General features: G+C 70.7%; 9 protein-coding genes. 3 read left to right on the forward strand and 6 right to left on the reverse strand.

The window, feature by feature from the left end; genetic code table 11:
• Positions 1 to 183 precede the first annotated feature (183 nt).
• On the forward strand, positions 184 to 1,827 hold the full coding sequence (locus ABZS97_RS30140; protein ID WP_356142648.1) for a GMC oxidoreductase: 1,644 nt from the start codon (positions 184 to 186) through the stop codon (positions 1,825 to 1,827).
• 118 nt (positions 1,828 to 1,945) lie between these two features.
• On the opposite strand, the gene ABZS97_RS30145 is transcribed toward ABZS97_RS30140, so the two are convergent.
• Positions 1,946 to 2,425, reverse strand: a complete 480-nt coding sequence (locus tag ABZS97_RS30145; RefSeq protein WP_356142650.1) for a carboxymuconolactone decarboxylase family protein — start codon at positions 2,423 to 2,425, stop codon at positions 1,946 to 1,948.
• Positions 2,422 to 3,504 carry a dihydrodipicolinate reductase gene (locus ABZS97_RS30150; protein ID WP_356142652.1) on the reverse strand — a complete coding sequence of 361 codons (1,083 nt, stop codon included), beginning with the start codon at positions 3,502 to 3,504 and terminating at the stop codon, positions 2,422 to 2,424. The genes ABZS97_RS30145 and ABZS97_RS30150 overlap by 4 nt, the downstream gene beginning before the upstream one ends.
• Before the next feature lie 262 nt (positions 3,505 to 3,766).
• Here ABZS97_RS30150 and ABZS97_RS30155 point away from each other — a divergent pair, with 262 nt between their 5' ends.
• Positions 3,767 to 4,234, forward strand: a complete 468-nt coding sequence (locus ABZS97_RS30155) for a hypothetical protein (protein ID WP_356142654.1) — start codon at positions 3,767 to 3,769, stop codon at positions 4,232 to 4,234.
• Between the two features lie 42 nt (positions 4,235 to 4,276).
• Here the strand turns inward: ABZS97_RS30155 and ABZS97_RS30160 are convergent, their stop codons facing one another.
• The 4 genes from ABZS97_RS30160 to ABZS97_RS30175 all read right to left on the reverse strand — a co-directional run bounded on the left by ABZS97_RS30160 (position 4,277) and on the right by ABZS97_RS30175 (position 10,132).
• Positions 4,277 to 4,807 (reverse strand): hypothetical protein, encoded by a 531-nt coding sequence (locus tag ABZS97_RS30160; RefSeq protein WP_356142656.1) that lies wholly within the window; start codon positions 4,805 to 4,807, stop codon positions 4,277 to 4,279.
• A gap of 202 nt (positions 4,808 to 5,009) precedes the next feature.
• Complete coding sequence (locus ABZS97_RS30165; protein WP_356142658.1) at positions 5,010 to 6,407, reverse strand: FAD-binding oxidoreductase; 1,398 nt, start codon at positions 6,405 to 6,407, stop codon at positions 5,010 to 5,012.
• Between the two features lie 199 nt (positions 6,408 to 6,606).
• Positions 6,607 to 9,201: an AAA family ATPase gene (locus ABZS97_RS30170; protein WP_356142660.1), complete on the reverse strand. Its 2,595-nt coding sequence runs from the start codon at positions 9,199 to 9,201 to the stop codon at positions 6,607 to 6,609.
• A 25-nt stretch (positions 9,202 to 9,226) separates the two neighbouring features.
• Positions 9,227 to 10,132, reverse strand: a complete 906-nt coding sequence (locus ABZS97_RS30175; RefSeq protein WP_356142662.1) for a LysR family transcriptional regulator — start codon at positions 10,130 to 10,132, stop codon at positions 9,227 to 9,229.
• A 116-nt stretch (positions 10,133 to 10,248) separates the two neighbouring features.
• Between ABZS97_RS30175 and ABZS97_RS30180 the strand changes: the two genes are divergently transcribed.
• Positions 10,249 to 10,467 (forward strand): hypothetical protein, encoded by a 219-nt coding sequence (locus ABZS97_RS30180; RefSeq protein WP_356142665.1) that lies wholly within the window; start codon positions 10,249 to 10,251, stop codon positions 10,465 to 10,467.
• Positions 10,468 to 10,571 lie beyond the last annotated feature (104 nt).

Below are 10,571 nucleotides of genomic sequence, written 5' to 3' on the forward strand. Positions count from 1 at the left end.
GAACACTGCCGGGCCACGTCAGGGCCAAACGACGCATTCGGCCTGAGTACGCGTACTCAGGCACGGTCGTCCTGTGCGGGCCCGCCCAGCGATCAACCACAAGTTACCTTGAGGTATGTAGTGACTTAACAAGCAAGCAACAGTAGAACTTGTTCTCACTCTGTCGAGAGTGAGGAGCGTCACATGAGTGGCACTACCGTGCACGACAAGGGTTCTGACGGTGTATCACGTCGAAGATTCATCACAGGAACTGGTTCTATTCTTGGAGCCGTGGCTCTCGCCGGCCGCGCCACGGCGGCCCCGAGGACAGCGGGCGCCGCGGCCGCTTCCCTCGACTCCGGGGCTCATGTCCCCGTCCTGGTGATCGGCACCGGGTACGGCGGTTCGGTCGCCGCCCTGCGGCTCGCCGAGGCCGGCGTCGACGTGCAGATGGTCGAGATGGGCATGGCCTGGGACACCCCCGGTTCGGACGGCAAGATCTTCGCCAACACGACCAGCCCCGACTACCGGTCCTACTGGCTGCGGACCAGAACCAAGCAGCCCATCAGCAACTTCCTCGGCTTCCCGATCGACAAGGACATCCCCCGCTACACCGGGATCCTGGACGCGGAGCAGTTCGGCGGGATCCTCGTCTACCAGGGCCGCGGCGTCGGCGGCGGCTCCCTGGTCAACGGCGGCATGGCCGTCACCCCCAAGCGGGAGAACTTCGGCGCCATCCTCCCGTCGGTCAACGCCGACGAGATGTACGGCACCTACTACCCGCGGGCCAACGCCGGACTGGGCGTCGCCACCGTCGACCCCGCCTGGTTCGAGACGGCCGACTGCTACCAGTACGCCCGGGTCGGCCGCAAGCAGGCCCAGCGCTCCGGCTTCCCCTTCGTCTTCGTGCCCGACGTATACGACTGGGACTACATGGAGCAGGAGGCGGCCGGCACCGTCCCCAAGTCGGCACTGGCCGGCGAGATCCTGTACGGCAACAACTACGGCAAGAAGTCACTCCAGAAGACCTATCTCGCCCGGGCCAGGGCCACCGGCAAGGTCACCATCTCCCCGCTGCACCAGGTCACTTCGGTCTCCCCCGCGACCGGCGGCGGCTACACCGTCGTCATCGACCAGCTCAGCACCAGCGGCGCAACCACCGCCACCAAGACCGTCACCGCGGACAAGGTGTTCTTCGCCGCCGGAAGCGTCGGCACCAGCAAGCTCCTGGTCAAGCTCAAGGCCACCGGCGCCCTGCCCGCCCTCAACAGCGAGGTCGGCAAGGGCTGGGGCGACAACGGCAACGTCATGTGCGGCCGCGCCAACCACATGTGGGACCCCACCGGTGCACTCCAGTCGAGCATCCCCTGCTCCGGCATCGACAACTGGGCGGCCGGCGGCGCCTTCTCCGAGATCGCACCGCTGCCCACCGGCATCGAGACCTACGCCTCGTTCTACCTGTCCATCACCAAGAACCCGAACCGCGCCCGGTTCTCCTGGAACAGCGCGACCGCCGCCGTCGACCTGGACTGGCAGACGGCATGGAAGCAGCCGGCCATCGACATGGCCAAGACCATCTTCGACAAGATCAACGCGAAGGAGGGGACGATCTACCGCACCGATCTCTTCGGCACCTACAAGATCTGGGGCGACCACCTCACGTACCACCCGCTCGGTGGGGCGGTCCTGAACAAGGCCACCGACAACTACGGCCGTCTCCAGGGCCATTCCGGCCTCTACGTCATCGACGGCTCCCTGATCCCCGGCAACACCAGCGTCAACCCGTTCGTCACCATCACCGCGCTCGCCGAACGGAACATCGAAGCGATCATCGCCGCCGACCTGTAGCGATGACCTGACGCGGCAGGTGTCCGTGGGAGGCGACCGGGAGCGCCTCCCGCACGTACGGCACCCCTCTGCGCCGGCAGTGCACAGCCGACTCGACGCGTCGCAGCACGCGGACGGCTCAGTGCGCCGGGAGTACACAGACGGCGTCGAGGCCCAGTACATGGTTGAGGCGGCCGAACGCCAGCCAGGAACCGATGCTCATGCTCAGCTCCACGATCTCGCGCTGGCTGTAGTGCGCGGTCATCCGCGCCCAGAACGCGTCGTCGAGCCCGTGGTGGTCCAGGGCGTACCGCTCGGCGTACTCGGCGGCCAGCCGGGTGCGGTCGTCGAAGTCCTCGGTGGTGCGCCACTCGGTGACCGCTTCGGCGAACTGCTCCTCGACCTTCTGCCCGTCGCGCTCGGTGCGCCAGTCGAGGCAGAAGAGACAGCCGTTGATCTGTGCGATGCGCAGCCGTGCGGCCTCGAACTCGCGCAGCCCCAGGGTCGTGTGCTCGTACACCGACAGCGAGAAGTTCGCGGCGGCCGTGCCGATGCCGGGCACCATCTCGCCCCACACATAGCCGATCGGTTCCTGGCCCTCGGGGATGTCGATGTTCATCGTTGCTTCCTTCCGAGTCTGCCGACTGCGGGGCGCAGCGGGACGTCGAGCGCGTCGTAGAGTCCGGGTTCCGCGTCCACGAGCCAGTCGATGGCGCCGACCAGCCGGCCGACCGCGGTCGCGTTGCCGCCCGCGGAGCGGTTCTCGCCCTCGTCGGTGGCCTCGACCGTGACCTCGATGCGCGGCCGACCCTCGATGATCACGCGGTGTGCTCCGTCGCCGCCGTCGGGCGGCGTGGGCCAGTCCGGGGCGCAGGAGGCGTGGATGCGGGTGACGTGCTCGATGACGATGCGGGGTTCGCCGTCGACGATGCCCTGCACCTCGAACCGCACCGCGCCCTGGGTGCCCGCGGCGAAGTCGCCCATCGTCCTGGTGGTCACGGTCGTGTCCAGTGCGCGGCGTTGCACGGTCTCGCGGATGTCGTCGAGTTCGGCGCCGAGGGCCCGGGCCATCAGCCGTATCTGCCCGCCCCACACCATGGTGGGGATCGACGGGGCGAGCATCAGCGGCTCGTGGTCCATCGGCAGGCCCATGCCGACCAGGTTGCGGACCGAGTCCTCCTGGTCGTAGGTGGAGTAGTCGAAGATCTCCTGGCAGCGGATCGCGTCGATGGTGGTGCCGAGTCCGCTGACCAGCAGGGGCAGCACATCGTTGCCCCAGCCGGGGTCCACGCCGGAGACGAACAGGGAGCCGCCGCCGTCCGCGATGGCATCGAGCACCGGTTCCCTGAACTCCGCGGGGGCGTTGCGCTGGTCGTAGAGCGCGTACAGGGCGGGGGTGACGACGACGGCGCCGGACCGGACGGCCCTGGTGATGTCGGCGAGTGCCTCGTCGGGGCGGATGTCGCCGGAGGCCGCGTAGACCACGGCGCGGGGGCCCGCGCCCAGGACCGCGTCGACGTCGTCGCTCGCCGCTATGCCCAGGCCGTGGCCGAGTCCGGCGAGGTCTCCCGCGTCGCGGCCGACCTTCTCCGGGTTGTGGACGATCACGTCCGCGAGTTTCAGCGCCGGATGGGCCTCGACGGCGCGAATGGCCGCGCGGCCGACGTTGCCGGTGCCCCAGACCACTGTGGCAATCATGCGGCGGAGGGTAGCGAGCGGGCCTGAAGGTTCCTAGTGCCGTGCCGCAGGTTCCTGCCCTCGTGGCCCGGGTCGCCGCAGCTCGGGTCGGGGCCAGGAACATCGCATCCAAAACGCCAGGCCGCGCCACCCCTTCCGCCGCATAGAAATATCTACAAGCATGCATATGCCAGGGCCGACCTGCGGAAATCCGCCGGTCAGCGCCCGGCCGAACTCTCCCCTGCACCTGGCACGGCGGAGCTATGACCCTCAGGAGATCGACATGACGAACTCGCTGTGGATGCAAGGCGTGGAGTGGCTCGCCGCGGCCGCTTCGGACCCTCGGGCCTGCAAGCGCGCGTGGGACCAGGGCAACGGCACCGTGCTCCTGGAGGCCGGACGGTACTGGGACGTGCTGAGTGTTCCCGATCAGCTCGGTCTGCTCACCCTCGACGTCCTGTGGCAGGAGCCGCTCCAGGTGCCCGGGCCCACCCTGGTGGACACCGCGGCCAACCGAGTCGGATTCTTCCTGCCGCCGGACCCCGCGAGCCACTGGGTCGGCGCGGGTCTGCGCCACGCGGGCAAGGGCGCCTGGGTCGCCGTACCGCCACCGTACCGGCAGGCACGGTTCCTGGAGTGGCTCATCCCGCCCGACGGCACGGGGGTCCTGCACTCCCCCGTCACTCTGGAACGGGCGCTGGGCCGGGCGAACGGCACCCTGACGGCATTGGCGCCGCTGCGCGAAGGCTAGCGGCTCCGCTCGGAGCCGGGCCGGGCGGTCGGGGGCATCCCCTCAGGCCGCCCCCGGCCCCGCTTCCTCTCCCCGCAGGAAGTTGCTGACCTGGCACGCGAGGCTCTCCCGGGCCGCGCCGGAGGGGGCGTCGGCGTCGGGGCCCTCGGGGTGCAGGCCGATGGCTCCGGACCAGAGGTAGCGGTCGGTCCACTCGTCGTCGACCTTCAGCACGATCTGGATGTCCACCTGGGTCAGACAGGCATCCGCGCCCGCCGCGTAGACCACGGCGGTGACCCGGCGCAGCGGGTAGAGGTCGAAGCCCTCGATGAACTGGGAGTTCCGCCAGTCGAGCAACGCGCTCTCGCCGTCGGCTCCGATACGGACGTCGATCTGTCCGTCCTCGAGGTGGATGCCGAAGTGCTCGGCGGCGCGGTTCTCGACGGTCACGCGGAAGCGGAAGTAGCTCAGCCCCTCGGCGGCGTCGTCGCGTCCTCGCGGGGGTTCCGCGGGCTCCAAGCCGTGAACGCGAACGCGCAGGCCGGCATGCTCGTCGTACTCCTGCCAGTCCCCGGTCACATTCGGCTCGTACACAATCCACCTCTCGACTTCAGAGAGCTGCTTCCTATCTGGGCGCTCAACGAAGTGTCAAATGGATGGAAGGTGCCGTGGCCAGGGATTTTCCCCTGCTAGATCGTCGATCAAGCCGTGCGCAGCCAGAACCCTTCTCCGCGGTGTCCTGCGCCGGTCTCACGCGTGCTGCACATCACGTTCGCCGGCGCCGGACGAGTGCGGATCAGGCCCGCTGTGCCGGTTGGATGTTCTGGTTGAGGCGGAACAGGTTGTCCGGGTCTCGGTCGGCCTTGATACGGGAGAGGCGGGCGTAGTTGTCGCGGTAGCTGGCCCGTACACGCTCCTGGCCCTCGTCCATCATCATGTTCACGTACGCCCCGCCCGCCGAGAAGGGGTGCAGTGCCTCGAAGTAGTCGACGCACCACCGTTTGATCAACTCGGCGTTGGCCGGGTCGGCGTCGACGCCCGCGAAGACGGATGCCCAGCGGGCGTCGCGGTAGCTCCAGGCGGTGTCGGTCGGCCCGTGGTCGTGGACGGCGCCGTCGATCGGGTACAGGTGCATGGTCGATTTCCAGGTCGGCAGTTCGGCGCCGAACTTGGCGTGTCGGTCGACGGCGTCGGCGGGGATCTCGTTGACGAAGTCCGCTCGCCAGTACCACTGGTCGCCGGGCGGGTAGAGCCCGTCGAACGCGGACTGGATCGTGGGGTGCGGCATGGGCGCGGGGCCGTGCAGCAGGGGCGCGGGCAGGGCGTCGAGGAGGGGGGCCATCGCACGGGCCGCCGCGTCCGGATCCGCCCCGGCGTAGCACCAGACGACGCCGCAGATCTTGCGCAGGTGCAGTTCCTCGGGGAACGGAGGGGCCGGCGGGACGGAGCCGAACAGGAAGAAGCCGTTCAGTTCGCGGGGCGCGTGCGGGATGAAGTCGCGGTAGGCGGTGAGGACTTCGGCGCCGAGTTCGACGGGCCAGAAGGTGGGGCCGGCCACGACCGTGCTCAGCTCGTGCAGCCGGAACCGGAAGGAGGTCGCGACACCGAAGTTGCCGCCGCCCCCGCGGATCGCCCAGTACAGGTCGGTGTTCTCGTCGGCGCTCGCGCGCACCTGCTCGCCGTCGGCCAGTACCAGGTCGGCCTCCAGGAGGTTGTCGACGGTGAGTCCGTAGGTGCGGGCGAGATGGCCGATGCCGCCGCCGAGGGTCAGGCCCCCGACGCCGGTCGTGGAGATGATGCCGCTGGGCGTGGCCAGTCCGTGTTCGTGGGTGGCACGGTCGACCTCGCCCCACACGCAGCCGCCGCCGACGCGCACCGTCCGCGCCTCGGGGTCCACCTGTACGTCCTTGAGCGGGGACAGGTCGATGACCACGCCGTCGTCGCAGGAGCCCAGGCCCGCTCCGTGGTGGCCGCCGCCGCGCACGGCGAGCGGCAGACCGCGGTCGCGGGCGAAGGCGACGGCGTGTGCGACGTCCTTGCCGTTGGTGCAGCTCGCCACCAGCGCGGGCCGTCGGTCGATCATGGCGTTGTAGATGGCGCGGGCCTCGTCGTACCCGGAGTCCTCCGGACCGGTCAGCTTCCCCTCGAATCCGGTCAGTTCCTGGCGTGCCGCCTGTGCCGGTGTGATGGACATGAGCATCCCCCGTGTCTGGGGCGGCGCTCGGGGCTCCTGTGTCCGTGTCCCCGGCGTCCGTCCCGCCGATGAGTCCGATACGCCTGTTCTAGCCGGATTCCCGTACGCAGATATCCGTGCCCGTCACCCAGCTCGCCGCCTTCGGCTACCTACCTTTCGGCCGTCCCGTCCCCCCTTCCGCCTCACCGCTGCTCGCCCGTCACCGGCGCGGCAGCAGGCCCAGTTCGTCGGCGCGCGCGGCGGCCTGACGACGGGTGTGCACGCCGAGTTTGTCCAGCACCGCGGAGACGTGGTTGTCGACGGTGCGCACGGAGACCACCAGCCGGTCGGCGATCTCCGGATTGGTCAGCCCCTGCGCGAGCAGCCGGATGACCTGGAGCTGGCGTTCGGTGAGACCGGCGGGGTTCTCCCGGGTCGCCGCGAGCGGGCCGCGTGGGATCCGGCGTACACCGAGGCCGCGCAGCTCCGCACGGATCAGGCGGGCCAGCGGCTCCGCGCCCAGCGCGTCCAGTGCGGCGAGCGCGGTGAGCTTGTCGGCCGGGTCCGGGCTCTCGGCGAGCGCGGCGGCATGCTCGTAGGGGCAGCCCGCCGCCCGCCAGGCGTGCGCCGCCTCGCGCCAGTGCCCCGCTGCCTGCAGGGCGTACGGGTGCCGCGAGTCGTCCGCCGGCACCGGGTGACCGGCTTTCGCGAGCCAGTAGCCGAGTTCCGCCCGCGCCGGTACGGCGGCCAGCCGGCGCGCCTCCGCGTACACCGGTCCGGCGGCCTCGGTGACCGCGAGGTGGTCGCCGCGCAGCCAGGCCGCCTCGGCACGGGCCCCGGCGACGGGTGCGGTGCGTTGGAGTTCGCGGCTGCGCACGGCGATCTCCCACGCCTGTGCGAGCAGTTCGTCGCCGCCGCTTCGGCCGCGGCGCACCCGCACCCGGGCCAGTACCGTCAGGGCCGGGCAGCGGGCGGGCACGAAGTCGTGCGCACCGGCCTCCGCGTATCGCTCGGCGTCCTCCCAGTCCGCGGCGGCGAGTCGGCGCATGGCCATCTCGACGTTGAGGTAGCTCAGGAAGCCCAGGTGTTCGGCGCGGTCCGCCAGTTCCACCGCCGGTGCGAGGAACCGGTCCGCCTCGGTGTACTCCAGCCGTTCGAGCAGCGTCCAGATGATGTTGGCGTAGGCCCTGCAGGCGTGTTCGACCTCACCGGCTGCCAGTGCCACCTTCAGGCTCTCCTCCACCTGGGCGCGTCCCAGCGGATCGCCGCTGTGCCAGCGGGAGGAGCCGACGTTGTTCAGGGCGTGCGCGAGGATTCCCATGTCGCCCGCGCGCCGGGCGAGCGCGATGGCGCGCTCGCCGAACGCGATGGCCTGTGTGTGCCGGTCGGAGAGCATGTGGAGCTGGGAGGTGTTGCTGAGGGCGAGCGCGAGCAGCCGGTCGTCGCCCGCCGGCTCCAGGACGGTGATCGCCTCCCGGGCTGCCTCCCGCGCCTGTTCGGCGTCACCGGCCCACCAGTGGATCCTGGAGAGCCAGCGCAGATCGGCGCCGAGTGCCCGGGTGTCGCCCAGGGACCGGCGCAGCGCGACCGCCTCCCGCTCGGCGGTGACGGCGGCCCCGGAGTCGGCGATGGTGTAGCTCTCCACCGCGTACTGCTCCAGCAGGTCGGCGAGTTCGGCCGGGGCGAACCGCTCGCGCCGGCGCAGGACCAGCCGCAGGTGGGCGGCTGACTCGCGGTGCGCTCCGGCGCGGGAGGCGTCGCGGGCCGCGTCGGGCCCGTAGCGCGCGATGGCGTCCAGGTCGCCCGCCTGCGCCGCGTGGTGGACGATCCGCGAGGAGTCGGCTCCGGGCAGGGCGACGAGGGCGGCGAGCACATGCCTGTTCAGCTCGATACGGCGGGCGGCGGGCAGCGAGTCGGCGACGGCACGACGGATCAGCTCGTGCCGGAATCCCGCGCGCTCCGGCGTCACGACCAGCAACCCGCGCTGCTCCGCCGCGGTCAGCGCGGCCACACCGGCCGGCAACAGTGCGTCGACCAGCCGGTGTTCGACCGCGGACGGCACCACTGCGAGCTGCTCCAGTGCGTCCCGCGTGCCGTCGTCGAGTGTGCGCAGCCGGGACAGTACGGCGTCGACCACGGTCGGCGGTACGCCGCCGGTGCCACCGGCCGCCAGTACTTCGGCGACGAAGAAGGGGTTGCCCGAGGTCACCTCGTACACCTGGTCCGGATCCAGCCGGCTGGCCGCGCTCAGGCTGCGGACGGCATCCGGGGAGAGCCGGGAGAGCGGAAAGCGGTGCACGCGCTCCGCCCGGGAGACCATGCCGAGCAGATGGTGCAGGGGGTGCTCACGGCTCAACTCGTCGTCCCTGTACGTCAGTACCAGGACGGCCGGCAGCCGTTCGACCCGGCGGACCAGGAAGCGGAGGGCGTCCAGCGATGCCTCGTCGGCCCAGTGGACGTCCTCGACGACGAGTACCGCCGGGTGCGGGGCCCTGTTCAGCTCCGCGCGCAGGGCGTCGTAGACCCGATGGCGGTCGCCGCCCTCGGTGAGCGCGCTGGCCAGCTCCGTACCGACGCTGCCGACGAGGTCGCGGAAGGGGCCGAGCGGTCGCCGGGTCGCCAGGTCGTCGCACTCTCCCAGCAGCACGCGTACGTCGGAGGGAAGGACCTCCGGCAGGGCCTTCACCAGGCTGGATTTGCCGATTCCGGCCTCTCCGAAGACAAGCGCGACCGATCCGGCGCCATCGGCCGCTTTCCTTGCGGCGGCAGCCAGTTGTCCGAGCTCCTCATCGCGTTCGAGGATCCCCCCATCCACGGCGCAATTCTGGCACGCGACGCGCTCAGGCCACCGCTGTCGGCGCGAGGTCGTGCAGTTCCCGCAGCGCGGCCGCGACGGCGGGGCGCCGACGGCCGGCGCTGCGCGTGCAGGAGAGGAGTTTGCGGTGCGGGTCGCCCGTGCAGGGGACGCGGCTGATCGGCAGGTGGGGTGCGAGGTGGGCGAGACGGGGGATCAGGGCGACGCCGAGTCCGTGGGCGACCAGGTGGGCGGTGACGTTCCAGTCCAGGGCGTGGTGGACGATGTCGGGCGTGAAACCGGCGGCGCCGCACGCGGACAGCACGTGCGGACGGCAGGGGCTTTCCGGCACGGGGGCGATCCACTCCTCGCGAGCGGCTTCCGCGAGGTCGACGCGCGCGAGCCCCGCCAGGTGGTGGGTGTCGGGCACGACCAGGTCGTACGGGTCGTCCAGGAGCGGCTGTTGATCGAAGCGGGCGTCACTGAGCGGTGGGTTGTACGGGGTGACATCGACGACCGCGAGATCGATCTCCCCTTCGAAGAGAAGGTCGAAGCTCTCCAGGACCGGCGCTTCCTGGATCCTGACCGTCAGCCGTGGGTGGCGTTTGCGCAGGTGGGCGGCCATCGGGGCGAGAAGCACCGAGACGGCCATGGGGAACCCGCTCACACGCAGCAGTCCGGCGGGGGCTCCGTGGTCGGCCCGCAGGTCGAGTTCGGCCTCCTCCCAGCGGACCTGGATCGCGTCGGCGTGTGCGAGGAGGCTGTGCGCGGCCGGGGTGAGCCGCACGCCGCGACCCTGGGGTTCCAGCAGCTGGACGCCCAGGTCCCGGGCGAGTTGGCGGATCTGCTGCGAGGCCGCGGACGGCGTGAAATGCATGGCTTGGGCGGCGGCGGTGACGGTGCCGTAGTGGTCGACCGCTCGCAGGACATGAAGTCGGCGCAGGTCAATCATGAAGCCCAGGCTTCAAGGTCGGATCCATAAAGTCAACCTGGACGTACACGGTGGCGCCGATCCACCCTGGTTGTGTCGCGACGCTCAGCCCGTCCCTGCCACCGAAGGAGTGCCCGATGACCACCACCAACGGCACGAGCACCGAAACCTGCCCCTACTGCGGATGGCCGGACCGCGCCGACCCCTTCACCGTGGTGTCCCGCCACTCCACCGCCACGGGCCACACGGCGTGGATCCGCTGCGGCTGCGGTTCCCTTCAGGTCCGCGTGGTCGACGAGTCCGGCATGCGCGTCGTCTCGCGCGGCCGGCCCCACCGGGAGACCGTGTCCGGGTGACCGGACGGCCGTTGGGCGGGCACTTGGTGTCGACGCCGGAGAACAGCATCGGGCCACGCCCGCCCGGGCGGGGGGGGGCCCGTGGGGTTACACGGCGGTAGGTA

This window comes from Streptomyces sp. NPDC005485, assembly GCF_040606085.1.
In the GTDB taxonomy this organism is placed as follows: Bacteria; Actinomycetota; Actinomycetes; order Streptomycetales; family Streptomycetaceae; genus Streptomyces.